Origin of the sequence: Rhizobium sp. BR 362, from assembly GCF_036528765.1 — a bacterium.
Taxonomy (GTDB): Bacteria; Pseudomonadota; Alphaproteobacteria; order Rhizobiales; family Rhizobiaceae; genus Rhizobium.
This window is the reverse complement of record NZ_JARWGH010000008.1, coordinates 59,900-86,021: the sequence shown is the minus strand read 5'-3', so window position 1 is coordinate 86,021 and position 26,122 is coordinate 59,900. Positions and strand designations below refer to the sequence as shown.

Below are 26,122 nucleotides of genomic sequence, written 5' to 3'. Positions count from 1 at the left end.
CTCTTTGACGCGCCCACTCCCCGATGCTGTGCCGCTTGCGTCTATCATTCATCTTGCGGCCTCGCGCTGATGAACCAACGAGCAACTTCACGAGGGTTCACGGGCGAATCCGGCCAAACTTGGGCAGGCGCGGCGCAATCGGTGTGGGTTCGATCACGTGTTTGAAACAAAGGGAGATGTTTTCGAACATTCGGAAATGTTCGGACCGCCATCGATGCACTCAAAGGGAAGGCGCGGAACTTACGCGGACCGTCGCCAGCGGACTGCTCACGCATCTACAAGCTACGCCTTGAAGAGCTTTACACCCGTCATGTCCGCCAGCTTGTCCATGAGCCGATCCTGATATGCTGGATCGGTGACTTCCTCGGCGGGCTGGCGTCGTTGGCGATGGTACCAGTAGGCGCCGCTGATTTTCGCGGCTTCATCGTCGCTCGTCGCCAGCCAGGTCTGGGTTTGGTGACCCATCTGAAGATCGTCAGGTGCTCCGGCGCCGCCCATTTTTGTGGGAACCCAGCCGGGATCCACCGCATTGCTGAGGACGTCTGGCCAGTGTCGCGCAACGGCGGCCGCGATCGTGGCCACATATAGCTTGCTTTCGGAATAGGCGCGGCTCGCATTCCACGAGCGTTGTTTCCAATCGATATCGTCGATGGGCCCGCCGCCGCTCTGGTGCATGCCGCTGCTCAAGTAGATCAGGCGATCGGGTCGTTCGATCAAGGCCGTGAGCAGGTAGGGAGCGAGCGTATTGACCGCCAAGATCTTCGCATGGCCTTCGGTCGTCTCTCCTCGGCTTCTCTCGAGATAGATGCCGGCATTGTGGATGACGGCGTTCATACGTCCGACCTCATTGACTTGATCCGCGATCGAGCGCGTCTCCGCGTCGCTGCTGAGATCGCCGATGACGATTGCCAGCGCCCTGAATTTCAGGTTGACGAGAGCCGAAGCTCGATCGTTTGACCGCGCATGCAGTACGACTTCATGGCCTTCATCCATAAGGACGCGCGCCGCCGCCAAACCGAGGCCATCGGTGGATCCTGTAACGAAAACACGGCTCATGGTGATTACCTTTCATGCTGCTCTCGCTGAGGCACGCGCCGAACCTGCAACGGATGGAAGCCCCAAAGCAGTAGCGTTGATCGCGCAACGCTACATATGGCTAAAGCCTGCGCAAACCAGTCGGCCGTTTAAAATATTTAAATGACGTGCGTTCGTCCGGCACCGCAAAGTCCGGTTCCGGGTAATGCCGGACGAGCAATATGACCTGACCTCCCTCCGCCGGCGCCGGTGGAGGGCTTTTTTTGTAGCTGCGGCGCAAAGCCGGATGTCTAACCGGTGATCATGCCGCTCTTAATGATGCAGGTCGATCGGCGCTTTGTGGAACACATCGTCCGAGGGCGGAATGGCCTGACGCTCGATCATGCGATGCACATGCGGCGGCTCGTTGCCGCTATGGAGCGCCCTCAGCCGATCCATATTTTCCGCATCCGCCTGGGTGCGCCGTTGGTTGTGGCGGATATACTCAACCCAGGTCGGCGTGTGGTAGGATTCCGTCCAGATGCCGGGATTTTCCAGATCGCGCATCAGCGCCCAGTTTCTGGCGCCGTCGCGGATACGGATCCGCCGCCGCTCGGCCATCAGCTTTAAAAACTCCGGCAGATCCGCATCGCTGATCTGATAATCGACAAGGATGACGATCGGGCCGCTGCGCGGTTTGATGTCCAGGCCAAGCGCGGGTTCGATGAAGCGGTTCAACGGATCAAGGTTAAGCGAAGCGAAGGCTGGCATCGGAAAACGCACACCAATGACGATGCCGATCAGCATGACCACGGCCGAGCCGTAGAGCGCGTTCGCAACACCATATTGATCGGCCGCAATACCCCAGAGCCAACTGCCGCCGGCAATGCCGCCGAACGTCACGGTCTGATAAAGCGACAGAGCGCGGCCGACGACCCAGCGCGGTGTCGACAACTGGACGATCGTATTGAAGAGCGAAAGTGCCAGCACCCAGCAAGCGCCGGAAACGAGCAGCCCGGCGCAGGTGAGGGTTACGAAGGGACTTGATGCGGTCAGCGCCATGCTGCCCGCAAATCCGGCGAAGGCATAGCGGATGATCGTCTCGCTGCTCAGCGCCTCGCGAAGCCTGGCATTGAGAGCACCGCCGCCGATCGCTCCGATGCCGAAGGAGCCCAGCATGAAGCCGTAGGTCAGTGGCCCGCCGGAAACGAGATTGATCGCGACGATTGGCAGAAGCGCCAATACCGAGCTGGCTCCCACGCCGAAGACGAAACCGCGCACGAGCACTTTTTCGAGATTCGGCGACATGGAGATGTAACGAAACCCGGCAAAGATCGCGCTACCCAGATTTTCGCGCGGCAGCGTCGAAGCAGGAAGTACGGGTTTCCAGCGCATCAGCGCATAGATGAGTGCAAAATAGCTGACGGTATTGACTGCAAAGGCGGCCGCAGCGCCGGCAGCCGCGACGATGATGCCACCGAGCGCCGGTCCGACGCTTCGGGTCATGTTGAAGCCCATGCTATTCAGCGTCACGGCATTCGGCAGATCCTCACGGGGCACCATGTCTCCGACCGACGCCTGCCAGGATGGATTGTTGAGCGCGGTTCCGCAGCCGATCAGGAAGGTAAAGAGCAGAAGCAGCCAGGGCGTGATCCAGCCCAGCAGAGCACACAATGTCAGGACTGCGGAAAAGGTCAGCATCAGACACTGCGCCGTCAGCATCACCCGACGACGGTCGAAATTGTCGGCAAGCGCCCCGGAAACCAGTGAGAACAGCATGATCGGCAAGGCGGTCGAGGTTTGCACCAGCGCCACCATGTCTTCCGAAGCCGTGATGGTCGTCATCATCCAAGCGGCACCGACGGCCTGGACCAGCCCGCCGAAATTCGAGGCAAGGCTCGCGATCCAGATCCTGCGAAAGATCTCATGTTTAAGCGGTGCGAGTGTGGACGAATTCGATGACAAGGTCCCTCCGGCGTCCCTGATTCCCCCTCCGCTCCAATATATGACGAAGCTTTGCGGTGGCTAGCCGGGATCGACGGGCGAGTGCGATGAAGTCGTCGATCGTGGTTTCTGCTCTGCTTACCGACGCCGATGCCGATGGCGCTCAGGCGCGGCCCTCAGCGAAGATAATGGATATGCGGCCGTGAGTGATGAGGCGAAACCTCCACGCGGGCTTCGATCGAAAAGACGTTTCTTAAAAGCTCGTCCGTCAACACGGCCTCCGGCGCTCCGGAAGCGACGATCCTGCCTTGCTGCATGATGATCAGTTGGTCGCAGAACATGGCCGCGTGGTTCAGGTCATGCAAAGCGATGATGCTGGTCACTGGAAGGTCGGAGACGAGCCGCATCAGGCTGATTTGATATTGGATGTCGAGATGATTGGTCGGCTCGTCGAGGATCAGTTCCTGCGGAGATTGCGCCAGGGCTCTCGCCAGATGCGTGCGCTGTTTTTCACCACCCGACAGGCTCTGCCAGCGATCATTGCGTTTCTCCGTCATGCCGGCACGTTCGAGCGCGCCCTCGACGGCCTTTTCGTCGTCGGCAGTCCAGCCCGAAAACATCGACAGATGTGGGAACCGGCCAAGTTTTACGACGTCGATAACGCGCAGATTGGCATTGGTCGTGGCATGCTGTTCGACGAAGGCGACGCGCCGGGCGACCGAGCGCCGGCCGATCGTCGTGATATCTCTTTGGTCGAGCGTGATGCGGCCGGAATGTGGTCGCTTCAGACCGGCGAGAAGACGGAGGAGCGAGGTCTTGCCGGAGCCATTCGGCCCGAGCAGGCCGATCATCTTGCCCGGCCGCGCCTCAAACGAGACGCCGTCAAGAATGGTCTTCTTGCCAATTTTCCAGACGAGGTTATCGGCCTTGATAGTCATGACGCACGCTGGAACCGGTAGAGAATGATCGAGAAGATGGGCACGCCGACCAACGCCGTGACAACGCCGATCGGCAGGACCTGATGCGGAACGAGGACACGCGACGCAATGTCCGCGAGCACCATGAGGATCGCGCCCGCCACCGCGCAGGTCGGAAGGACACGGATATGCAGCGGTCCGACCAGAAAGCGCGCCGCATGCGGCACAACGAGGCCGAAGAATCCGATCGAGCCGACGATGCTGACAATCGTCGCCGTCATCATTGCCGTCAGAACGAACAGCACGATGCGCGCCCTGGCGACATTGACGCCGAGCGAGGATGCCGTTTCGTCACCGAAGGCAAAAGCATCCAGCACACGGGCGTAAAACAGGCAGGCGACGAGCCCGAAGCCGACGACGATCGAGACCAGCGTGAATTCCGGCCACCGCACACCGCCGAAACTGCCGAGCAACCAGAACATCACGTCGCGTGCTTGCTGTGCATTGCCCGAGGTCGTGACGATATACGACGTCGCGGCATTGAAGAGCTGCGATGCGGCGACACCCGCGAGAATGGTGCGGTCGGCCCCGCCGCGCGTGCCGTTCGACAGCAATGCCACCAGGAGGAAGGCGGCGAAGGCGCCGGCAAAAGCGCCGGCTGACAGGGATATAGCACCCGCGCCGACGCCGAGGATGACGATCGCAACGGCGCCCGTGGACGCGCCGGCCGAGATGCCGAGGACATAGGGTTCGGCGAGCGGATTGCGCAGCAGCGATTGCATGATCGCTCCTGATAAGGCGAGGCCGGCGCCACAGAAGACCGCCACCAGCGCCCGGCTGAGACGGTAGTCCCAGATGACGGCCTCATGGATTTTGTTGAGCTCCACCGCCGTCCATCCCATGCGATTGGTAACAGCGGAGAAGGTGGTGGCGAGCGGGATCGGCAGATCGCCGATCCCGACGCTGATGCCGACGACGAGATCGATGGCGGCGAATGAAATCAGCAGCAGAAAGCCGAAAGCGAAAAACTGCTGAAAAGGATGATGCGTTTCGGTCACTTCAGAAGACCAAGCGCCTTTAACTGGTCCGCCACCTGTTCGGCACCATAGACCGTCCGAACGGTCGGATTCATGGCTTGGCCGTCCATGACGACGATCGCTTTGTTCTTGACCGCCGAGATCTGGCTGACCGCCGGATCGGTGGTCAGGAACTTGATTTTGGCGTCGGACTTGTCGAGTTCCCAACGGTTGCGGTCGAGGTTGGCAACAACGATGACGTCTGGATTGGCGGCGATGATGCTTTCCCATCCGAGCGTCGGCCATTCCGCTTCCGCTGTGACCGCGTTATGCCCGCCGAGGAGGTCGGCGACGAAGCCCGATGCCGCGTTCTTGCCGCCGAGATAGGCGTCGGCCGACGGGCTGGGGCTGGAGAACCAGAAGACGTAGGAAAGATTCTTGCCGTCTTTCGACACGCTGGAGCGAAGCGCGGCCTCACGCGCCTTGAAATCGGCAATCAGCGCTTGACCGCGATCGGCGACGTCGAAGATCTGCGACAGCTCATCGATTTCCTCGTAGAGAAGGTCCGTGTTCCATAGCTGAGCGCGGCTGCCGTACTGGTCCTTGACATCTTTGGTGCTGAGGCAGGTGCTGGGAGAAAGATAGGTCGGGATGCCGACCTTGTCGTAATCCTCGCGCTTGGCAACTTTGCTGCTCGGTCCCATCAAGCTCGGCAAAGCCGCCGCCACGAAATCGGGGTTCTCCGCGAGGATGGATTCGAAGGTCGGGAACTCGACCGTCAGCAGTTTCACCTTGGCGTTGGCTTCGGCAAGCTGCGGCAATACTTTGCTCGGCCAGAAGGCAGTGCCGACCATCTTATCCTGAAGGCCCAATAGCAGCAGGATCTCCGCGCTGTTCTGCCCAAGCCCGATTGCCCGCTCAGGCGCCTTTTGAAAGGTAACCTGCGCGCCGCAATTTTCGATCGTCAGCGGATACTTGGTGGCGGCGAATGCCGCGGCGCTGGTGAAGCTGAGCGCGGCGCAGAGGCTGGAAACCGCGAGAAGTGATTTCAATAGGGTCACAAGAAAGGTCCTGATTGTTCGGTAACCCGAAGGGCCGGGCGCAAATGCCGGCGGTATAGCCTTTGAATGGTGCCAAAAACAAGAGATTTTTAGTCATATTTTATTGGAGAATGAGAAAAGCGGCACATGAGGCGAAGCTAAAGGGCGCAACTCCCGTGAGAAATGCTTCCTATGCGGCGAAACATTTCTGATACAGTTGCAATGCGCATTGGAATGGCAACCATTCTCAGCGATTGGATGGGACGCATGACCCTGGATTTCGAAGCGATCTTCAAACGGGAGTTGGATGTCGTCAACTTCCGGCGCCAGTCACTTCAAAATGGCGGAGTGAAAGCCAATCGGGCAGAGTGCGGCGTCACAAAGGAAGGCGCAGAGAGTACGAAATTTCATATTCGCCGTGGTCCGGCACAATTATCGGAAGACCATGCCGAGGCAGGCAAACGTGGCACTGTTCGAATGGAGGCCGGCAGCAACCTCACCGGGCTTTCGTTTTCCGGCGGCGGCATCCGCTCGGCAGCCTTTTGCCTGGGCGTCTCGCAGGCACTGGATGCACTCACGCGCGACGGCGAGCCACGTGTCTTCGACGCCTTTGACTATCTCTCTACGGTGTCCGGCGGCGGCTATATTGGGACATCGATCGTCTCTGGCATGATGCAGGAGCCCTATACTTTTCCTTTCGCCAGCAAGCTCGATTCTCAGGAAACGCCGGAAATCCAGCATCTGCGAAACTATTCGAACTTCCTCGTCCCGAACGGTACGATCGACTATCTGACGAGCTTTGCGCTTTTGATGCGCGGTTTATTCGTGAACGCGCTGATCGTCCTGCCCGTCCTGCTTCTGCTCGCAGTGTTCACCGTCGCCTGCAATCCTCGCTCCACCGATCTGGGGCAGCCGGATATCTTCGGCTTTCCACTCAGCGGCGGATGGCTTCCGTTGATCACCATCAACGGCCTTGAAGCCTTCACATTGACGATCAACGTTACCGTCATCGTCCTGGCCCTGATGTTCGTCAGCGCAATTGCAACCTCCCTGACATTTCAGACCAGCCGGCTGATGATGCGCGAGCGCCTGGCGTGGATCCTCGGCTGGCTCGTCGCGGCTATGGCCGGTGCCTTTCTCATCGAACTGCAGCCGCTCATCCTCAGCGGCATGTTCAAAGGGACCATGACTGCAACGGCGGAAATCGCTGGCGTCGAGAACGGCGGCATAAAGAGCGTTCTTCTGGCGGTCGCGCATATCGTGCCTGCGCTTGCTGGCGTTCTGCTGCCGGCCGCTCTTGTGTTGATAGGTGCGGCGCAGAAGCTCGCGAACGTCGCAAGAGCGACGCTCGGAGAGGCGACCTGGACGGCAATGCTGCAGAAATATGCAAGCCGCATCGCCCTCTATCTTGCGGCCTTCGTCGTGCCGCTGCTGCTATGGATTTGCTATCTCTATCTCAGTTTCTGGGCGATCATACCCGTAGCCGATCTGGCTTCCGCTCCTCCGCCGGCTCCCGTCGCTCCGTCATGGCTTTCTGTCGTGTCGGCGCTTGCCGCGAACCATCTTCCTGTCATCGGGAGGTTGGGCGAGATCGGCTCGTTCTATCTGTGGGTCGCCTTGGTGCTCGCCTTCGTCTGCCTCTTCATCGGGCCAAACTCCAACTCGCTCAATCAACTCTATCGCGACCGTCTCAGCCGGGCTTTCCTGTTCGAGCGCGTGCGTCTTGGAAGCGGCAAGCCGTCGATCGATGTCGACCGTTGGAAATTCTCGTCATTGAAGCAGTTCGATGCCGAGAGCGGTCATTGGAACTCCGGAGCGGCCTATGCGCCCTATCTTCTCGTCAATACGACGATCAATTTGATCGCGTCGAAAGCCCTCAACAAGCGCGGTCGCAACGCCGACAATTTCATCTTCAGTCCGCTGTACATCGGTAGCCAGGCTACGCGCTATGCGGCGGCCAAGGAGATGGAGGAAGCCGTTCCGTCCCTCAGTCTCGCAACGGCGATGGCCACCTCCGGTGCCGCGGCATCGGCGAACATGGGAAACCATACCGTCAGAATATTGACCTTCAGCCTTTCCCTGCTCAACGTCCGGCTCGGTTATTGGCTGGCCAATCCGGCAAAGCTCGACGCTTTGCGCCATTGGTGGAACCGGCGGTGGTCGAATTTCGGCACGTGGTACTTTGCCAATGAAACCGCCGGCCGTTTGGACGAGAAGAGGCTGAACGTCTATCTGACCGACGGCGGTCATGTGGAAAATCTCGGCATATACGAATTGCTGCGTCGTCGCTGCAAGGTCATTCTGGCCATTGATGCCGAAGCCGATCCAAGCATGACGTTCGAATCCTTCGTGAAGCTCCAGGTCATGGCGCGCATTGATCTCGGCATTCGCATCGAGCTCCCTTGGCAGGATATCCAGAAGAGAACGCTGGAAGTGACGAAGGCGATGGCATCGAATGCAGGTGGGCCGGCAAGATCCAAGGGACCCCACGCCGCCGTCGGTATCATAGAATACGGCGAGGACGAAAAAGGCATATTGCTCTATATCAAGTCATCGCTGACCGGCGACGAGAACGACTACATTATGGACTATAAGAGGCGGAATCCGACGTTTCCGCATGAGACGACGCTCGACCAGTTTTTCAGCGAGGAGCAGTTCGAGGTCTATCGCGCGCTCGGCTTTCACGCTGCTCATCACTTTCTGAGTGGCACGAACGATTTTGCGCAGCCGTCGGCCGTGCCGGCCGGCTGGAATGACGACCTCGTCGTGGCACTCGCATTGCTCAATATCCCGCCGCAGATGCGCGCGGCCCTCAGCGCGCGACTTTAGAAGCCGCCATGCGCGTGCCGTCAGGACTTGGCGGAGATCGCGCTTAGCTCCTCGAGATCAAGGTCTCGCTCCAGTTCGCGCAGTGTCTCGTCGTCGATATCACCGGCCCGGTGAAGCCGTATGAGTTCGCGGCGCCCCGTAGCGACCGCTTCGAGAACAACATTGAAATGCGCCTGGAGCATGGGCGAGTATTGTTCCGTACGAGCTGCATAATCGACGATTGCCACGGCCCTTCGCTGATATCGCTCCAGCAGTTGCGGATGAATGAGTTTTCCTTCGCCGTCATAGGCCAGTCCTTTGACGGTCGCAAATTGCGCCTGGGCCATGGCCGCTTCGGCCTGGCTCATGGTGAGGCGCGCCTTTTCCGACTCCGGCTCGGTCAGCCGTGCCCAGGTGATTACCTGCCCAAGGGTCGTGCCTTGGATAAGCACGGTTCCGACAATGACTGCGAACGACGTTACGAGGATAAAGTCGCGACCGGGAAAGCCCTCCGGCACGCTCAGCGCCAGCGCCAGAGTGACGACACCACGAACGCCCGCCCAGCTTATGACGGTGACCCCGCGGATACCGAGCGGCGTATATCGATGGAGGTTCAAAACGTTGCAAAGCTTGATCACAAGGTCGGATCCGAATACCCAGCCGAAGCGCGCCAGGGTGAGTGCAATCAGGATCACCAGTATCGGCAATCCCATCGTTGCGGTCACCACGCCAAAGCCGCCGCCACGTTCAACAACACCCCGAAGCGACAATCCGATCAATATGAAAACCGCGGCTTCCATCAAAAAGACGATCACGGTCCAGAACGACGTGCCGCGCATGCGTGTTGAGGCGGAAAAGACGGTATGCTGATGCCAGCTCGCAATCAGACCCGTGGTCACTGTTGCGATGACGCCCGAAACATGGATTTGTTCGCCGAGTAGATAAGAGGTCCAAGCCAACAGCGTGGTCGCGGCGATCATCAGATATTCGTCGCGCAGCCGCTTCACGAACAGGACCCAGATTGTCCCGACGACGATGCCGACAAGGGCGCCGCCTGCCGCCAAAAGCAAAAAACTTCCCGCCACATCGACAGTGCTGAAAGCACCGGTGACACCGGCAGCGATGGCGAAGCGGAAGAGTACCAGGCCGCTCGCGTCATTGAGCAGGCTTTCGCCTTCGAGCAGGATTTGCAGGCGCCGGGGCAATTTCACCCGTTGCAGGACAGCGCGGGCGGAAATTGCGTCGGGCGGCGAGACGATTGCGCCGAGCGCCACGCACGCTGCCCAGGGTAGCGATGGAAAGAGGAGATGGGTCACCACCGCCAAGACGGCGCATGTGAAAAACACCGCGCCGATGGCGAGCGAGGCAATGCCGATTATGTGACGGCGCAATGGACGAAGCGCAATAAACCAGGCGCCGTCCATGAGCAGCGGCGGAAGAAAGATGACGAGCACCAGGCCGGGATCGACGGCGATTGCAGGCAGCCCCGGCAGGAAAGCAAGCATTGCGCCCCCGGCAAGCAGAGCCACCGATGGCGGCAGCCCGAACCTGTGGGCGGCATAATGCAGCGCGATGATCGCTACGAACATCCCGATAACGAGTTCGAACAAATGTGTAGGGTCCATGCGCCTGCGCCCTGATAGAACTTTTGCTGAAATAGGCTCTATTACAAAGCGCGTTTCGTCGAAACGCAATTGCCGAAACATCGTGGCCCACAATGAGAGAACCTGGATCGCCCGTGCGAACGCGGCCTCAGACGGTTCTCGGCGACCAAAGCGTCCGAGGATGGGTGTTTCACTCGCACCTTCGCAGCCCGACCCGTGCCGTTAATCAGCGCTCACCTTTCCGAGTCACTTGCATCGAATCCGACGATCAACCGCGTGAGTCTTTCCCGCAACACCCGGCGGGTAATTCGAGCCTCGAAGGGTTTCGGCTGGATTCGTGGGATTCAGTCGCGGTATTCGTGGAACTGAGAGGCGATTCGAATAGGCGGGGACAGCGCCGAAAGCGTCCGCCCGTATCTCCTTGGACAGGATGGTCATGAACGCGGACATGATAGCCGCATGGGCGGCCCAGAATGGGTTCCATTCACTCGATTCAGCGAATTTTCGTCGGCAGGACGATGCGCGAACGATCACGATCGAGATAAAGAAGATGTCGGTCGTACTGATCGACGAAAGGCCAGGGTCGCGCCCCCGCCTCATCTCGCGACTGTTCAAAGATATGCGCCCTGCAAACGAAAGTGGCCGGTTCGAGGGGCTCCTGCCAGCCGGCTATCTGCCATAGACCTCGCTTATAGCGTGACATAGGTTTGCCGGACCTGAATCTTCGGTCGCCAGCCAACAGCGGCGACTTGCCTGTGATCTCCGGGAAACGACTGCGCCCCAGCCCCCGCGCGCGCCGTGCGATGGAACAAACAGCGTCCCGCTGCGTTGAAAACGCCGGACCGATGCCGGTCAAGAGGGAGCGCCGAGGCGGGCGATGAATGGCTCAGCCGAGTCTGTCTAAGGGAAAGCAAAAATCACGCATTTACGCGCTCGCAAGAGCCTCTCGAAACATTCCGGCCGCCATTTCCTTCAGCGCTGCCGGGATCGGACTGGTGCGCACACTCGGATGCATCACAGTAGTTTCGGGCAAATCTCCTTACCTTCCGCCGCTTTCGACACGAGCAACGCGCCTGTCGGACGCAACAGGGCGATACCAGAACGGTCGTGCGCGCAGATGGCACCGGCATTCGGTTGAATGCAGTGGCGCCTTGGCATCGCCTCCGCTGAGCTGGCCGTCGGTGCCAGACCCGGTAAGGCGCAGTGTTTCCAGGGATATAGGCAGTAGCGTCGGATTACGGGCGGCTGGACTGCCGTCCCCTATCGATTTTTAAGAGGATTGACGATGGCGTTGGAGGGGTTGCGCGTACTTCTTGTGGAAGACGAGGGTCTGATTGCAATGTTGACCGAGAATATGCTCCAGGACCTTGGCTGTAGCGTCGCTGCCAGTGCCAATACGATTGCGGAGGCTATCGAGAAGGTGCGGGCAGGCGGGTTCGACCTGGCCCTGCTTGATGTCGATCTCGCCGGCAAGAAGGTCTTTCCGGTTGCCGAGCTTCTGGCGACGCAGCGCATCCCCTTCGCCTTCGCAAGCGGCTACGGGGAATCGGCACTACCTGAGGAATTCCGCCAAAGACCGGTGCTGCCGAAGCCTTATCAGATAAACGAACTCGCGGCTGCCCTTTCGGCCGCTCTCAACGCCGGGGGCTAGTGATGGCCGATCGTCAGCGCGCGACACCATGCCCCTCGCAAATTCAGCGCCTTCAGATCGGGGACTTTGCCGCCATCGACTCTGCTGTTCTCTGTTTAAACCTATGCTCGGCACCGCAATGGGTGGTCTTGAGGGCACCTATGTCGAGGAGCAGCTTCTGATCATGGAGCGCCATGGCTATCCAGAGGAGACCTATTACACGTTTTCGTACAGCCCGATTCCGGATGACGACGGCACGCCCGGCGGGATCATCTGCGCGAACACGGACGATACGCAGCGAGTTATCGGTGAACGCCAACTTAAGCTGCTCCGGGAGCTTGCGGCAGAAACGACCGATGCCCGGTCATGGAGCGAAGCTTGTCAGCGCAGTATCGCGGCGTTGGCTACCGATCCGCAGGACATCGCTTTCGCACTTCTCTACATGATCCCCGCGAATGGCGGATCGGCGACGCTCTGCGCGCGCCACGGCTTACCCGAAGAACATCCCTTGGCACCGAAGACGCTTTCGGTAGAAAGCAATAGCCCTTGGCCGCTCGCCGAAGTACTGCGCAAGCACGAGACAATTCCGATCGAGGATATGGCTGGTTCTGCTGGAAAGGTTCTTTCAAAAGGTGCCTGGGACAAGGCAACCACCAGGGCCGCCGTTCTTGCTGTGCTTCCGTCTGGAGAAAATGGCCGCTCGGGTGTTTTGGTCGTTGGGCTCAATCCTTATCGATTGTTCGATGAAAGCTATCGGGGGTTTCTCAGCCTGGGTGCTGGTCAAATCGCAGCAGCAATCGCAAACGCCGACGCCTATGAAGAGGAGCGTCGGCGTGTCGAGGCGCTAGCGGAGCTGGATCGCGCCAAGACTGCCTTCTTTTCCAATATAAGTCATGAATTTCGGACCCCCTTGACCCTGATGCTTGGTCCTCTCGAGGAGGTTCTTTCCGGCCAGGTTTCCGCCGAGGAAATGCGTACCCAGGTCGAACTTGCCCACCGCAACGGAACGCGTCTTTTACGGCTCGTCAACAACCTGCTCGACTTTTCCAGAATTGAGGCCGGGAGAATCAGCGCCACATATGAACCGACGGATCTAGGCTCGTTCAGCGCCGAAATCGCCTCAGGCTTCCGTTCCGCGACGGAAAAGGCTGGATTGAAGCTGAGCCTGCAATGCCGGTCTCTGCCGCAGTCCGTTTATCTCGATCGTGACATGTGGGAGAAGGTTCTCCTCAATCTCATGTCAAACGCCTTCAAGTTTACGCTGGAGGGCGAGATTTGCGTTTCGGTCGATACCTCGGCTGATGGCCGCACCGCCGAGGTGAAGGTTGGCGACAAAGGTATCGGTATTCCCGCAAAGGAGATACCGAAGCTTTTTGAACGTTTCCATCGGATCGAAGGCGCCCAGGGGCGGAGTTTCGAGGGGAGCGGGATCGGCTTGGCTTTGGTGCAGATGACTCTGCCAAGCGCACTTCGGCCAACTCGTCTGCAGGCATCTCTTGGCAATGGCAGCCATGAAAGGACAACCGATGACTGAACTGGACTCGACCACACCGGAGCCGGAAGAGCCGCGAATCTCTACCGGTAGCCCCGGCCTCGATGACATCCTTGGTGGCGGTTTGGATCCGAACCGGGTCTATCTTTACGAGGGGCGGCCAGGAACTGGAAAGACGACTTTGGCTCTCCAATTCCTGCTGGAGGGAGCCCGTCAACGGGAGCCCGTGCTTTACGTCACATTGTCGGAAACCTCGCGCGAACTGCGGCTGGTCGCCAAGCGACACCATTGGTCCCTCGAAGGGGTAAGCCTTTTCGAGTTGGTGCCCCCGGAGACGACCTTGGATCCGGAGCGGGAGCTGACGGTCTTTCATCCCGCCGAGATCGAACTCGGCGAGACCACGAAGCTGATCGTCAATGAAGTTTCGAGACTCAACGCCACTCGTGTGGTCATCGACAGCCTTTCCGAGTTGCGCCTTCTCGCTCAGAGCCCGCTCAGATACCGTCGCCAAGTGCTCGCCTTGAAGCATTTCTTCGCGGAGCGGCAATGCACCGTCGTGCTGCTCGACGATCTCACCGCCCACCAGGATGATCTGCAACTGCATTCCATCGCACACGGTGTTGTCACGCTCGAACAGCATGCTATCGACTACGGCGCCGAACGCCGTCGCTTAAGGGTCGTAAAAATGCGCGGCATCGCTTTCCGCGGCGGCTTTCATGATTTTACCATCGAGACCGGCGGCTTGCGAATTTACCCACGCCTTATCGCCGCCGAGCATCACCGCGATTTTTTCGGGGACTTCACATCGAGCGGTGATCCGGCGATTGACCAGATGCTTGGAGGCGGCCTGGAACGCGGCACCAACGCTCTGTTCATCGGCGCCGCCGGTGTCGGCAAATCCTCGTTGGCGCTCACTTACGCCATCGCCGCCGCCCAGAGGGGCGAACATGCGGTCTTCTACGCCTTCGACGAGGGGCGCGGCACGATCGAGGCGCGTGCGCGGACGCTTGGATTGCCCCTTCAAACCTGCGTGGATTCCGGATTGCTACGCATTCAGCAAATCGATCCTGCCGAAATGTCGCCCGGCGAATTCGCCGCAAATGTCAGGCGAAGTGTCGAAACGAATGGCGCCCAAATTGTCGTGATCGACAGCCTCAATGGCTATCTGAATGCTATGCCGGACGAGCGCTTTCTGACCCTGCAGATGCATGAGTTGCTGAGTTATCTGGGTCAACAGGGCGTTCTCACAATTCTCGTGCTTGCGCAACACGGCTTGGTGGGGCCGATGGATACGCCGGTTGATATGAGCTACCTGAGCGACGCGGTCGTCATGATCCGCTATTTCGAGGTGGCAGGGCATGTCCGCCGCGCCCTTTCCGTCGTCAAGAAGCGCAGCGGTCATCATGAACATACGGTGCGGGAGTTCAGGCTCACCTCCAAGGGCATCCAGCTTGGGCCGCCTCTAACCCAGTTTGCCAGCGTGCTCTCGGGCACGCCCCAATACATCGGCGATGTCGCGCCGCTATTCGGTGATGCTGATGACAGAGATGGATGATCTCGACGGCCGCGTCCTCGTCTTTGCCCCGGTGGGCCGCGACGGTCAGGCGGCGGCAGATGTCATTCGTCGTGCCGACCTTACTACCTTCGTCTGCAGCCAGTTGCCGGAGCTCGTGCGCGAGATTGCGCGCGGAGCTGCCGCGGTTCTGATCGCCGAGGAAGGGTTATTTGATCAGGATTTCTCGACACTGACCGATTGGGTCGCCAATCAGCCGCCGTGGTCTGAGCTGCCATTCGTCGTGCTCACCAGCTGGCAGGAACAGCCGGCCATAGGCCCGTGGCGTACCAAGCTCATGGCGGAGCTGCGCAACGCCTCGCTGCTGGAGCGACCGGTCCAGATCATGACGCTGACGAGCACTATGAGGACGGCGGTTCGCGCGCGCAATCGTCAATATGAAATTCGGGCCTTGCTTCAGACTCAGGCACGCGCCGCCGAAGAACTCGAGGCAAAAATCAAGGCGCGTACGACGGAGCTAGCCGCCAAAAATGCAGAGCTGCGCGAGCAGATGGCCGAGCGAACCCGAATGGAAGAGGCGTTGCGCCAGGCGCAGAAAATAGAAGCGATCGGCCAACTGACGGGCGGCGTCGCGCACGACTTCAACAATTTGCTGATGGTGATATCGGGCGGTTTGGAAATGCTGGAGCGCCAGACTGATCCCGCGCGCCGGCGCCGGCTGCTGGAGGGCATGCACCAGGCCGCGCAACGGGGCGCCGCGCTCACGCGTCAGCTTCTGGCATTTTCCCGGCGCTCCGCCTTGAGGCCCGAGCCTATCGACCTGCGCGTGCAGATCGGGGGCATGCGTGAGCTCCTCGATCGCAGCTTGCGCGGCGATGTGCATGTGGCGTTGCACTTTGCCGACGATCTCTGGCCGATCTCCGTCGACCCAGGCGAGCTGGAACTCGTCGTCCTCAATCTCGCAGTCAATGCCCGAGATGCGATGCCGCGTGGCGGCGCGATCGAAATCAGCGCAGAAAATGTCCGTGGGTACAGAGATACCGAGCTAGCCGGAGATTACGTACGCCTCAGCGTGACGGATAAGGGCACCGGCATGTCGGACGAGGTCAAGGCGCACGTCTTCGAGCCTTTCTACACAACCAAAGAGATAGGGCGCGGCTCGGGTCTCGGCCTTGCCCAGGTTCACGGCTTTGCCAAGCAATCGGGGGGCACCGTCCAGATCGAAAGCGACCTCGGCCACGGCACGACCGTTTCCCTGCTCTTGCCACGTTCGTCGGAGCCGCCGCTGCGCGCCGAGCGGCCGCTGGTCGATCTTCACGTGCAGACACGGACGTCGCCCGAGCTTGGTTCGGTGTTGCTGGTCGAGGATGACGACGAGGTCGCCGCGCTCGTTACGGAGATGCTGAAGCAACTCGGCTACCAGGTGCTGCGTGCGGCGAGTGCCGTAGCCGCCCTTGGCGCGCTTTCAGACGGCCGTGCCATCGATCTGGTACTGTCTGACATCATGATGCCGGGAGACATGAACGGCATCGAACTCGCCCGCGAAATCCGCCACCGCCGCCGGGGCTTGCCGGTTCTGCTGACGAGCGGATATGCCGAGGCGGCAAAGGATGCCGCTGCGACGGAAGGCATTCCGGTCCTTCCAAAGCCATACCGGATCGATGAACTTGCGGCCGCGCTGGACGGTCTTATGACTGACGCGCCATCGCGTCTTCCGAAGTGATGTTTTCTGGTGCTGTGCACGCCCTCAAAAGCATCGAAATTGATCGGGCGCTATCATTCTTTGTTATCGGTTTCCTCCTAAAATGTTCAAAACACGATCATGGGGGAACAGATGATCGCTCGGCTTGTGCTTATCGCCTTATTTTTTGCAGGCTCGCTTGGCTTGGCAACGGCGGGCGATCAGCTTCGTATCGCCACCGAAGGCGCATACCCGCCCTTCAATTTCAAGGACACGTCCGGGCATCTCGCTGGCTTCGATGTCGATATCGCCAAGGCACTTTGCCAGCAGATGAAGACCGAATGCTCGCTGGTCGCCGTGCCGTGGACCGAGATCATTCAGGGTTTGGCGGATGACAAATACGATCTCATCGTCGCCAGCATGGCTTTTACCGAAGAGCGTGCCCAGAAAATGGAGTTCTCCGAACCCTACTACCGCTCTCATTCAGTGCTGATAGGCGACTCGGAAAAGTTTCAGGATAGTGCGCCGGCGGCACTGGCAGGCGTTCGCATTGCGGCGGCAACGGGAACCATTCAGGCGGAATATCTGCAAAAGGCCTACGTCGGCAGCAAGGCCGTGCTGGCGAAAGACCAGCCGGCTGCCCAGCACTTGCTTCTGGATAATCAGGCGGACCTTTTGATTGGCGATGCCATCGAGCTTCTCAGCTTTCTGCAGACGCCGGAAGGTGCGCGCTACGGCTATGTCGGCGATCCGATTTCCACCGACTTTCTGCAGAGCTCGGCGCATATCACTGCAAAAAAGGGAAATGTCGCTCTCATCCAGAAGGTGAACGACGCCTTGAAGCAAATCAAGCTCAACGGCGTCTATGACCGCATCAACGATGTCTACTTCCCCTTCAGCATTTATTGAGCCACGGCATGGATGACATCAACGGGTCGAGAAGGCGCCGACTCTCGCTCAGCTTTGTTGGTCGCCTGGTTCTCCTCGGCGTCGTCGGCTACTCGCTGGTCGCCGCCGGGATTTCGCTCGTCCTGCTGAATAGAATTGAGACCCAGGCGAACTTTACCCGTGATACGCAAATTCCGCTCATCCTGACGCAGACCCGGAACGCCGTAAAAATTGAACGTCTATCCTCTCTCCTGCGCTCCATCTATCTTGCGAAGGACCGCAGATTGGAGCGGCAGATCCAATTGCAGATCCAGGCGCTCGCGCAGGGGTTCTCGTTCGATCAAAATGCCCGTCTTGTCGAAGGGGCACGGCAAGTTGCCGAGGAAACCAAGATAATCGCCAAACTTCGCCAGCAGGCCCGCGACCTGCGCGAAAGCAAGACATCATCGTCCCCCACGGATACGACGGATGCTGACGACGCCGACAGGCTAACGACACAGGCTTACGACCGAGCCATGCACACCATCGATGCGATGGCCTCGCAGTTAAGCGGCGATGCGGCCGTCGTCGCTGACGATCTCGCACGTGAAATCCAGCGCAGCGCGGGTCATATGCAGATTGGATGGATTTTGATCCTGCTCGTTCCCAGCCTCTTTGCCACTGCCTTGCTGATCGCAGCCAGACATCATCTTACGGCGCCTATCGTTGCCGCGATCGATAATCTGGAGCGAATTGGAAAGCACGAGCAGGTCGTCGGGCTAAAGCGCGTTCCGCTCCTTGCCGAGCTGGCAATGATCGATGCGGCAATCGTTGCCTACGGACAGGTCTCCGACGATCTGCACCGAACCAATGCCATTCTGCATGGTTTGGCGGAACAGGATTCGTTGACCGGTCTCGCAAACCGGCGGACCTTCGAGAACTATCTCACGGCGGCCTTGAGCAGAAGAGCCGCCCCTGTTCTCGCGGTTGTTATGATCGACGTCGATCACTTCAAATCCGTCAATGATACCTTCGGCCATCTGGTTGGCGACAGAGCTCTTGCCGCCGTCGCCAACGTGCTGGCCAGCTTGCCCTGGCACGCCAACAGCCTGATTGCACGGTATGGCGGGGAGGAGTTCGTTATTGTTTTGGAAGACTGCTCGCAGCAGCAGGCGATCGAGCGCGCAGAAAACTTAAGGCGTTCCATTCAGGAACTTTCGATCGAAACGCATGCGGGGCCATCGCTACGGCTGACGGCCAGCTTTGGCCTCGCCGTGGCAAACCATGCCTGCAAAGCGCCGGCAGAAATTGTTGCCGCGGCCGACGCTGCCCTTTACAGCGCAAAGAGAAACGGTCGCAACAATGTGCAGGTCGCATCGCGGCCGGGCGAGATGTCAAAGGCCAGTTAAGTCTGCGGCCTCGATGGCATGATCCTGCTGCCAGTCCTGCTAAACGCCGCCGGACCCAGTCTCGGAATTTAAGCGGCATCTCATGCGCCGCTTCGAACACTAAAGCGGTTCTGCGTTTCACTGAATCGCTTTCCCGCTCTATTTCTTTGTTTTTACGCAATTCCGGACGGAAAACCGCTTCGCATTTTTCCTGGAATTGCTCTAGCCGGCGATAGACTCCTTTTCCTGCTTCCGACGCGTGCGGCACGATCCGCGAAGATCATCTTTCGTCGGCCTGTAAGGGGCCTGTCTCGTTTTTATGAGCCGTGTATGGAAACGTTACCACATTCGTTGACTCGTCGTTCCAATGCAGTTACTTTTTACATGGAAACGTTACCATAAGGGAGGAACCGAATGAAAACCGCACGGCTCAATCGCCTTTTTGGCGTGTCTGGAAATTGCTTCGACGTTGCCATCGATCACGGCATGTTCAACGAGCGGACTTTTCTCGCTGGCATCGAGAACATGAAGACGGCCATCAAAGTGATCGCCGATGCCGCACCGGATGCCATTCAGCTTCCGCCAGGCACGGCGCCTTTGCTGCAGGCGATCCCCGGCAAGCATCGTCCTGCATTGGTGCTGCGCACCGATATTGCCAATGTCTACGGCAACCCGCTGCCTTCGGCGCTTTTTTCGGAAATGATCGACCGGGCCGTCGAACAGGCCATAGCGCTGGATGCTGCCTGCGTCGTCGTCAATCTCCTGATGCTGCCGGACCAGCCGGAAGTCTATCGCGCCTGCGTGCGCAACGTGAACAGCCTGAAGCGCGAATGCGAGATCTATGGCATGCCGCTGATGGTCGAACCCCTGGTCATGCAGGATAATTCCAAGGGCGCCTACATGGTCGATGGCGCGATCGACAAGATCCTGCCGCTGGTGCGTCAGGCGGCCGAACTCGGCGCCGACATTATCAAGGCCGACCCATGCGACAATGTCGATGAATATCACCGCGTCGTAGAGATCGCCCAAGGGCTCCCTGTGCTGGTGCGCGGCGGTGGCCGCGTTTCGGATCAGGAAATTCTGACCCGCACAAAGCAGTTGATGGAGCAGGGCGCGCGCGGCATCGTCTATGGCCGCAACGTCATTCAGCATAACAATCCCGGCGGTATGACGCGAGCTTTGATGGCAATCGTCCATGACAAGGCATCGATCGAACAAGCCTCCGGGTACCTCGCCTGAATGCGTTCGTAGGGAGGACATGTCATGACGAAAATATTCCGCTTCGGCGTCATCGGCTGCGGTCTGATGGGGCGCGAGTTCGCGAGTGCTGCGGCGCGTTGGCTGCATTTGGTCGATGTGAAGGCGCGCCCGGAAATCATCGCTGTCTGCGATACCAACACGACGCTGCTCGACTGGTTCAGGGATAATGTGCCGACGGTTCGGCAATTCACCGCCGACTATGGGGAGCTTCTGGCCAATCCCGAAGTTGATGCCATCTATTGCGCTGTCCCGCATGTGCTGCACCAGCAATTTTACATCGATGTCCTGAAGGCAGGGAAGCATCTTCTCGGCGAAAAGCCGTTCGGCATGGATGCCGCCCAGAACCGGGAGATCATGGCTGAACTCGCCAAGCATCCCGATCTCCTGGTTCGCTGCTCGTCGGAGATGCCGTTCTTCCCCGGCGCGCAGAAGGTCATCGCGCTCGCAAAAAGCGGCGAGATGGGGGACATCCTCGAAGTCGAGGCGGGTTTCCTGCATTCCTCGGATATCGACCGGCAAAAGCCGATCAACTGGAAGCGCATGGCCGATATCAACGGCGAATATGGCTGCATGGGCGATCTCGGCATGCATGTGCTGCACGTGCCGCTGCGCCTCGGCTGGCGCCCGGCTACCCTGCATGCGCAACTGGTCAAGAAGGTCACCGAGCGACCTGACGGCAAGGGCGGCATGCTGCCCTGCACCACCTGGGACAATGCGACGATCAGCAGCCGCGTGCGGACGGCGGATCAGGATTTCCCGATGGTACTGAAAACCTGGCGCATCGCGCCCGGCGAATCCAACACCTGGTACATTCGCATTCTCGGTATGAAGAAGAGCGCATTCTTCAGCACCAAGTCGCCGCGCCAATGGCAGTGGATGGACTATAATGGCGGGCCGCAGGCCTGGAGCACCGAGGATCTCGGATATGGTTCGCTGTTTCCGGCGATCACCGGCAAGATCTTCGAATTCGGCTTTGCCGATGCCATACAGCAGATGTGGGCGGCCTTCGTCGACGAGCTTGCGGGCGGAAATGCGAATGGTTTTGGCTGTGCCACGCCGACCGAGGCGGAGGCCCATCATGCGGTATTGACGGCCGCCCTCAAATCCGGCCGTGAGGATGCCGTCGTGTCGGTCGACTATGACGGAGCGAGGGTCCGATGAAGCGCTCCGAAATCAACGCCGCGCTGCGGCGCGCGAGCGACACCCTCGAACGCTGCCATTGGTCCCTGCCGGAGTGGGGACATTGGACGGCGACGGAGTTTGCCTCTCGTCCGGAGGCCGCAAACTATCTGCGCGCCCATCAGCTCGGTTGGGATGTCACCGATTTCGGCTCGAGCCGGTTCGCCGAATGCGGTCTCGTGCTGTTCTGCCTGCGCAACGGCATTGTCGGCCTCGATGGCGAGCGCACCTATGCCGAAAAGCTGCTCTTCGTCGAGGAGGGCCAGCTTACGCCGACGCATCGTCACGCCGCGAAGATGGAAGACATCATCAATCGCGCCGGCGGCGATCTCGTCATCGAATTCGCCGCGGCCGATGCCGATGGCAATGCAACAAAGGATGATGTGACGGTTCCGGTCGATGGACTGCCGCGTACGCTTGCCGCTTGGGAGCCGCTGGTGCTTGCGCCTGGCCAGAGCGTGACGATCCGCACCGGGCTTTATCATCGCTTCTACGGCAGGAAAGGCCGCGGACCCGTCCTTGTCGGCGAGGTCAGCCAGGTCAACGACGATAAAAGCGACAATTTCTTTCTTGAGCCGATCGGGCGCTTTGCGGCGATCGAGGAAGACGAGCCGCCTCTTAGACCCCTATGGAATGAAGGAGGCGGCTGATGCGAGCCGGGGAGGTGGTCCACCATCGCGATAGCCACGAGCAGGGCGGCATCGTCTGCGCGGGAAATTTCATTATCGATCGCGTCCACACCCTGTCCTATTGGCCGGACCAGGGCAATCTCGCCTATATCCTGCATCAGGATCTGGGTGTTGGCGGCGGGGCGGCGAATGTCGTTACCGACCTCGCCTCGCTCGGATTTCCCGGAAAGCTGGCGGCCGCCGGGTGCATCGGCGCCGATCAGGACGGAGAGATCGTCAAGGCCCGTCTTGCGGATGCCGGCATCGATGCCGGGGGACTTCTGGCGCTCGCCGATCGAGTGACGGCGCACACGCATGTCATGAACGTGCCGGGCCAGAACCGCACCTTCTTCTATCATGGCGGCGCCAACGATGCGCTCACCGATGCGCATGTCTCGCCTGAGATCTTCGCCAAGGCCGGTTACCGGCTCTTCTATCTCGGCTATCTGATGCTGTTGCCGGGGCTCGACCGGATCGGTCCCGAGGGCCGTTCGGGGGCATCGCGCCTGTTGGAATCCGCGCGGCGCGCAGGGCTTACGACCTGCGTGGATTTCGTATCGAGCGAAGATCCGGAATTCGCCGCCAAGGTGGGTGTTGCGCTGCCCTTCTGCGATTTCCTGATCATCAACGAGATAGAGGCCGGCCGGGCAACTGGCGTCACCGTTCGCAATGCGAAGGGCGATCTGTTTGAGGCCGGACTTTTAGAGGCGGGCGAACGCCTGCTTGCGGCTGGTGTCGGTAAAGCGGCGATCATCCATGCGCCGGAAATCTGTTGCTGGTTTGCGCCCGGCGCCTCGCCGATCGTCACGCGTTCGCGGCCTGTCGACCCGCATGATATCGTCAGTACCGTCGGCGCGGGAGATGCCTTCTGCGCCGCCGTGCTCTACGGCCTGCACGAGAACTGGCCTGTCGAGCATATCTGCGCCGTCGCCCATGGTGCGGCCGCGCATTGCCTGGCCGGCGCGACGGCCACGGACGGCATTCCCGGCATGGAAGTCCTTCTGGAGGACATGAAGGAGAAGGCGGCCCAATCATGATCCAAGCAGGGGAGGAGCAGACATGAAGCTAGGCGAAATATCGGCCGCATCAGCCATCGGAGGCGTCAGGACGATCAAGGAGTTGACGCTATGACCTCTGTGCAGACATCTCGACTTTCCGGAAAGGTGGCGTTGGTCACGGGGGGCGCGAGCGGTATCGGCAAGGCTGTGTGTGAACGCTTCGCGGCGGAGGGCGCGAAGGTCATCGTGGCGGATCTGGATGGTGAACGATGCACAGGTGTCGCGAAGGCGATCGGCCCCGACGCCCGCGCCGTGGCGCTCGACGTGACCAGCCAGGAAAGCATCGACGCTGCCGTGCGCTTTTCGCTGGAGGCCGCCGGCCAGATCGACATCCTGGTGAACGCCGCTGGCATCTACGAAGTCCAATCCATTCTGGAGATATCGCGCGAGCGCACGGCCAGGGTCTTCCAGGTCAATATCGAAGGCGTGATTTTCATGACGCAGGCCGTTGCCCGCCATATGGTGGAGAGAGGCGAGGGCGGACGCATCATCAACTTCTCGTCCCAAGCCGGCCGCCGGGGCGAGGGGCCGGCCGTCGCCTATTGCGCCTCCAAAGCGGCCGTCATCAGCATCACGCAAAGCTGCGCGCTGGAACTGATCCGTTACGGCATCAACGTGAACGCCATCGCTCCCGGCGTGGTCGACACGCCGATGTGGGATGTCGTCGACGCCAAACTCGGGAGTCGCGAAGGTTTGCAGCCTGGCGAGGTGAAGCGCCGCGTCGCTGCCGCCGTCCCGGCCGGACGATTTGGCACTGCCGAGGAGCAGGCTGCGATGGCGGCCTTCCTAGCCGGACCGGATGCGGCATACATCGTCGCGCAGTGCTACAATGTCGATGGCGGCAACGTCATGGGATGATCGTTCGGGCAGGACCTTCCGGGGCCTGCGATATGGAAGCATGAGTGAGGAGGAGAGGAATGAAAGCTGTCCGCTTCGAGTCGATCGGGTTCATGACGATGCGCAGCGTCGAGAAGCCGGTTGCCCGGCCTGACGAATTGCTGGTCCGTGTCCTGGCCGCCGGCATCTGCGGCTCCGATCGTCACATGTATAAAGGCGAGTATCCGACGGCGATTCCGGTCACGATGGGCCATGAATTCTGCGGCATCGTGGAAGCGGTCGGCGATGAGGTTGCGGGTTTTACCGGCGGCGAACTCGTGACCGCAGATCCCAATATCGCCTGTGGCCGGTGTCATGCTTGCACACGCGGGCGGGTGAATTTATGCGAGGGCCTGACTGCGATCGGGGTGACGCGAGATGGCGGTTTTGCCGAATATGTGGCGGTGCCGTATCGGCAGGCTTTCACGCTGCCGGCCGGTCTCAATCCCGTGCACGGCGCTTTCTGTGAGCCGCTTGCCTGCTGCCTTCATGCGATCCACAAGGCGGAGATCCGTCCAGGCGAGAGCGTAGCTATCCTCGGAGGCGGGGTGATCGGTCTGCTTATGGTGCAATTGGCCCGCCAGGCTGGGGCAAGCCAGGTGATTTTGATCACGCGGCAGCTCTCGAGACGGCAGACTGCCCTCCGCCTGGGCGCGACGCATGCCTTCGACCCGACCGCTTCGGACGCCGTCGCGGCTGTTCGAGACGTCACCCACGGTGGCGCGGATGTCGTCATCGAGTGCGCCGGTGTTCCCGAGACCTTGCAGACCGGTCTGCGGATGGCAAGGCGCGGCGGCAACTTCGTGCTTTTCGGGGTGACGCCTAGAGGTGTCGAGGTGCCTGTCCTGCCCTTCGATCTGCTGGTCAACGAAGTGGATATAAGACCGGCCTATCTCAATCCTTTCACCCATTCGCGGGCTGCGGCTTTGGTTGCGAGCGGGGCACTGGAGCTGGATATGCTGGTGACCAAGACCATCGGTCTTGAAGAGGTCGCGGAGGTCGTTGGCAGCGCGCCATTGCCAGGCGAGATCAAGGTCATCGTCCGGCTCTAGCTTAGGGGCGGGCACGCCATGACCCGCTCCGCTTCAGCCGCGGACGGGTCCCGTCGAGTCCCTCTGGATGAGGGTAACCGGCACTTTCACCACGGCGCCTAGTCGCGGTTCGTGCCCTGCATGGTGTTCCGCGATCAGCGTTTCCAGCCGCTGTGCCGCCCGCTGCCCGACATCGCGGATCGGCTGCGCGACCGTCGTTAGCCGGGGAAAGACATAGGCTGCCTCCGGCAGGTCGTCGAAACCGATCACCGAATAATCGCCCGGAACGGAAAAACCGCGATCCTGGACGGCATGGATCGCCGCAATCGCTGAAATATCGCTCGTGCCGATGATCGCGGTGATTTCCGGATGCGCCGCCAGTAGATCCCGCGCCAACGGGTAGGTCGCCGCGAAGCTGTGCTCCTCGGCCATGGTTACGACGGCTGGCGCAATCCCGTGTTTCGCCATTTCCGCCGAAATACCTTGGAGGCGAAGCTGAACGGGCTGGCTATGGGCCGGCGCGCCGACGATGGCGATCGACCGGTGGCCGAGGTCGATCAGGTGACGCGCCATTAGGCGTCCGCCTTCCTCATGATCGGCCATGACCGCGTCATCGGCAATGCCGCTCAGTTCGCGGTCGATGGCGACCATCGGAATATGGGCCTCCCGCAGGACCTCGAAATGCTCGATGCTGCCGAAGGCACTTGCCACGATGACGCCGTCGACGCGCTGGGCTAGCAGCATCGACATATAGCGCGCCTCGTGATCTATGTTTTCCGCCGTGCTGCAGATCAGCGTCTGATAGCCGCGCTGGAACAATTCCTGTTCGATGGCGTGGGCGAGAATCCCGAAGAACGGCACGTCGATCGACGGCAGCATCAGCCCGATCATCCGGCTCGGTGCACCCCGCAGCATGCGCGCGCCTTTGCTCGGCGTGTAGTTCAGCGCACGAATAGCCGCTTCCACGCGGTCTCTGAGTTCCGGCGAGGCATAACCGCTGTTGTTGAGCACGCGCGATACCGACGAGACCGATGTTCCCGCGAGTTTGGCGATATGTCTGATGCTGGTCGTCACGTGCTCGTATTCTTTCCCGGGTCTTCGAACAAGTCATGAGACGAGCTGCTGAAATTCACCCC

At 60.1% G+C, this 26,122-nt stretch carries 21 protein-coding genes; 14 read left to right on the top strand and 7 right to left on the bottom strand.

From position 1 onward, the window contains the following. Positions 1-282 precede the first annotated feature (282 nt). The 5 genes from QDY28_RS14120 to QDY28_RS14100 all read right to left on the bottom strand — a co-directional run bounded on the left by QDY28_RS14120 (position 283) and on the right by QDY28_RS14100 (position 5,952). Positions 283-1,056: an SDR family NAD(P)-dependent oxidoreductase gene (locus tag QDY28_RS14120; protein WP_331382312.1), complete on the bottom strand. Its 774-nt coding sequence runs from the start codon at positions 1,054-1,056 to the stop codon at positions 283-285. 291 nt (positions 1,057-1,347) lie between these two features. Then, positions 1,348-2,979, bottom strand: a complete 1,632-nt coding sequence (locus QDY28_RS14115; protein WP_331382311.1) for an MFS transporter — start codon at positions 2,977-2,979, stop codon at positions 1,348-1,350. A 155-nt stretch (positions 2,980-3,134) separates the two neighbouring features. After that, positions 3,135-3,896 (bottom strand): ABC transporter ATP-binding protein, encoded by a 762-nt coding sequence (locus tag QDY28_RS14110; RefSeq protein WP_331382310.1) that lies wholly within the window; start codon positions 3,894-3,896, stop codon positions 3,135-3,137. Beyond that, a complete protein-coding gene (locus QDY28_RS14105; protein WP_442967517.1) occupies positions 3,893-4,933 on the bottom strand; it encodes a FecCD family ABC transporter permease in 1,041 nt (346 codons plus the stop codon). Before QDY28_RS14105 ends, QDY28_RS14110 begins: the two co-directional genes overlap by 4 nt. Next, entirely contained in the window at positions 4,930-5,952 is a 1,023-nt protein-coding gene (locus tag QDY28_RS14100; protein ID WP_331382309.1) for an ABC transporter substrate-binding protein, read from the bottom strand. Before QDY28_RS14100 ends, QDY28_RS14105 begins: the two co-directional genes overlap by 4 nt. Positions 5,953-6,198: 246 nt before the next feature. Between QDY28_RS14100 and QDY28_RS14095 the strand changes: the two genes are divergently transcribed. Further along, positions 6,199-8,760: a patatin-like phospholipase family protein gene (locus QDY28_RS14095; RefSeq protein WP_331382308.1), complete on the top strand. Its 2,562-nt coding sequence runs from the start codon at positions 6,199-6,201 to the stop codon at positions 8,758-8,760. Positions 8,761-8,780: 20 nt separating this feature from the next. Here the strand turns inward: QDY28_RS14095 and QDY28_RS14090 are convergent, their stop codons facing one another. Continuing rightward, the gene (locus tag QDY28_RS14090; protein ID WP_331382307.1) at positions 8,781-10,364 is read right to left on the bottom strand and encodes a Na+/H+ antiporter; all 1,584 of its coding nucleotides are present in this window, start codon (positions 10,362-10,364) and stop codon (positions 8,781-8,783) included. Positions 10,365-10,779: 415 nt separating this feature from the next. Here QDY28_RS14090 and QDY28_RS14085 point away from each other — a divergent pair, with 415 nt between their 5' ends. The 13 genes from QDY28_RS14085 to QDY28_RS14025 all read left to right on the top strand — a co-directional run bounded on the left by QDY28_RS14085 (position 10,780) and on the right by QDY28_RS14025 (position 25,007). Next, the gene (locus tag QDY28_RS14085; protein ID WP_331382306.1) at positions 10,780-11,025 is read left to right on the top strand and encodes a hypothetical protein; all 246 of its coding nucleotides are present in this window, start codon (positions 10,780-10,782) and stop codon (positions 11,023-11,025) included. Positions 11,026-11,628: 603 nt separating this feature from the next. After that, entirely contained in the window at positions 11,629-11,994 is a 366-nt protein-coding gene (locus tag QDY28_RS14080; RefSeq protein ID WP_331382305.1) for a response regulator, read from the top strand. Positions 11,995-12,112: 118 nt separating this feature from the next. Continuing rightward, positions 12,113-13,507 carry a sensor histidine kinase gene (locus tag QDY28_RS14075; RefSeq protein ID WP_331382304.1) on the top strand — a complete coding sequence of 465 codons (1,395 nt, stop codon included), beginning with the start codon at positions 12,113-12,115 and terminating at the stop codon, positions 13,505-13,507. Next, entirely contained in the window at positions 13,500-15,020 is a 1,521-nt protein-coding gene (locus QDY28_RS14070; protein ID WP_331382303.1) for an ATPase domain-containing protein, read from the top strand. The genes QDY28_RS14075 and QDY28_RS14070 overlap by 8 nt, the downstream gene beginning before the upstream one ends. Next, complete coding sequence (locus tag QDY28_RS14065) at positions 15,004-16,701, top strand: ATP-binding protein (protein WP_442967516.1); 1,698 nt, start codon at positions 15,004-15,006, stop codon at positions 16,699-16,701. Before QDY28_RS14070 ends, QDY28_RS14065 begins: the two co-directional genes overlap by 17 nt. 111 nt (positions 16,702-16,812) lie before the next feature. Further along, on the top strand, positions 16,813-17,568 hold the full coding sequence (locus QDY28_RS14060) for a transporter substrate-binding domain-containing protein (protein ID WP_331382302.1): 756 nt from the start codon (positions 16,813-16,815) through the stop codon (positions 17,566-17,568). Positions 17,569-17,576: 8 nt separating this feature from the next. Next, on the top strand, positions 17,577-18,935 hold the full coding sequence (locus tag QDY28_RS14055) for a GGDEF domain-containing protein (RefSeq protein WP_331382301.1): 1,359 nt from the start codon (positions 17,577-17,579) through the stop codon (positions 18,933-18,935). Between the two features lie 393 nt (positions 18,936-19,328). Then, the gene (locus tag QDY28_RS14050; RefSeq protein WP_331382300.1) at positions 19,329-20,153 is read left to right on the top strand and encodes a class I fructose-bisphosphate aldolase; all 825 of its coding nucleotides are present in this window, start codon (positions 19,329-19,331) and stop codon (positions 20,151-20,153) included. Positions 20,154-20,177: 24 nt separating this feature from the next. Continuing rightward, entirely contained in the window at positions 20,178-21,335 is a 1,158-nt protein-coding gene (locus QDY28_RS14045; protein ID WP_331382299.1) for a Gfo/Idh/MocA family protein, read from the top strand. Next, complete coding sequence (locus QDY28_RS14040) at positions 21,332-22,003, top strand: D-lyxose/D-mannose family sugar isomerase (protein WP_331382298.1); 672 nt, start codon at positions 21,332-21,334, stop codon at positions 22,001-22,003. The genes QDY28_RS14045 and QDY28_RS14040 overlap by 4 nt, the downstream gene beginning before the upstream one ends. Further along, on the top strand, positions 22,003-23,058 hold the full coding sequence (locus tag QDY28_RS14035; protein ID WP_331382297.1) for a carbohydrate kinase family protein: 1,056 nt from the start codon (positions 22,003-22,005) through the stop codon (positions 23,056-23,058). The genes QDY28_RS14040 and QDY28_RS14035 overlap by 1 nt, the downstream gene beginning before the upstream one ends. Before the next feature lie 90 nt (positions 23,059-23,148). Further along, positions 23,149-23,937 carry an L-iditol 2-dehydrogenase gene (locus QDY28_RS14030; protein ID WP_331382296.1) on the top strand — a complete coding sequence of 263 codons (789 nt, stop codon included), beginning with the start codon at positions 23,149-23,151 and terminating at the stop codon, positions 23,935-23,937. A gap of 59 nt (positions 23,938-23,996) precedes the next feature. After that, the gene (locus QDY28_RS14025; protein WP_331382295.1) at positions 23,997-25,007 is read left to right on the top strand and encodes a zinc-dependent alcohol dehydrogenase family protein; all 1,011 of its coding nucleotides are present in this window, start codon (positions 23,997-23,999) and stop codon (positions 25,005-25,007) included. Between the two features lie 33 nt (positions 25,008-25,040). On the opposite strand, the gene QDY28_RS14020 is transcribed toward QDY28_RS14025, so the two are convergent. Then, complete coding sequence (locus tag QDY28_RS14020) at positions 25,041-26,060, bottom strand: LacI family DNA-binding transcriptional regulator (RefSeq protein ID WP_331382294.1); 1,020 nt, start codon at positions 26,058-26,060, stop codon at positions 25,041-25,043. Positions 26,061-26,122 lie beyond the last annotated feature (62 nt).

Excerpts from the sequence above, each read along its gene's own strand:
- QDY28_RS14120 (WP_331382312.1), bottom strand. The coding sequence starts at position 1,056 with ATGAGCCGTGTTTTCGTTACAGGATCCACCGATGGCCTCGGTTTGGCG.
- QDY28_RS14110 (WP_331382310.1), bottom strand. The coding sequence starts at position 3,896 with ATGACTATCAAGGCCGATAACCTCGTCTGGAAAATTGGCAAGAAGACC.
- QDY28_RS14095 (WP_331382308.1), top strand. The coding sequence starts at position 6,199 with ATGACCCTGGATTTCGAAGCGATCTTCAAACGGGAGTTGGATGTCGTC.
- QDY28_RS14090 (WP_331382307.1), bottom strand. The coding sequence starts at position 10,364 with ATGGACCCTACACATTTGTTCGAACTCGTTATCGGGATGTTCGTAGCG.
- QDY28_RS14085 (WP_331382306.1), top strand. The coding sequence starts at position 10,780 with ATGAACGCGGACATGATAGCCGCATGGGCGGCCCAGAATGGGTTCCAT.
- QDY28_RS14080 (WP_331382305.1), top strand. The coding sequence starts at position 11,629 with ATGGCGTTGGAGGGGTTGCGCGTACTTCTTGTGGAAGACGAGGGTCTG.
- QDY28_RS14075 (WP_331382304.1), top strand. The coding sequence starts at position 12,113 with ATGGGTGGTCTTGAGGGCACCTATGTCGAGGAGCAGCTTCTGATCATG.
- QDY28_RS14070 (WP_331382303.1), top strand. The coding sequence starts at position 13,500 with ATGACTGAACTGGACTCGACCACACCGGAGCCGGAAGAGCCGCGAATC.
- QDY28_RS14065 (WP_442967516.1), top strand. The coding sequence starts at position 15,004 with ATGACAGAGATGGATGATCTCGACGGCCGCGTCCTCGTCTTTGCCCCG.
- QDY28_RS14060 (WP_331382302.1), top strand. The coding sequence starts at position 16,813 with ATGATCGCTCGGCTTGTGCTTATCGCCTTATTTTTTGCAGGCTCGCTT.
- QDY28_RS14055 (WP_331382301.1), top strand. The coding sequence starts at position 17,577 with ATGGATGACATCAACGGGTCGAGAAGGCGCCGACTCTCGCTCAGCTTT.
- QDY28_RS14050 (WP_331382300.1), top strand. The coding sequence starts at position 19,329 with ATGAAAACCGCACGGCTCAATCGCCTTTTTGGCGTGTCTGGAAATTGC.
- QDY28_RS14045 (WP_331382299.1), top strand. The coding sequence starts at position 20,178 with ATGACGAAAATATTCCGCTTCGGCGTCATCGGCTGCGGTCTGATGGGG.
- QDY28_RS14040 (WP_331382298.1), top strand. The coding sequence starts at position 21,332 with ATGAAGCGCTCCGAAATCAACGCCGCGCTGCGGCGCGCGAGCGACACC.
- QDY28_RS14035 (WP_331382297.1), top strand. The coding sequence starts at position 22,003 with ATGCGAGCCGGGGAGGTGGTCCACCATCGCGATAGCCACGAGCAGGGC.
- QDY28_RS14030 (WP_331382296.1), top strand. The coding sequence starts at position 23,149 with ATGACCTCTGTGCAGACATCTCGACTTTCCGGAAAGGTGGCGTTGGTC.
- QDY28_RS14025 (WP_331382295.1), top strand. The coding sequence starts at position 23,997 with ATGAAAGCTGTCCGCTTCGAGTCGATCGGGTTCATGACGATGCGCAGC.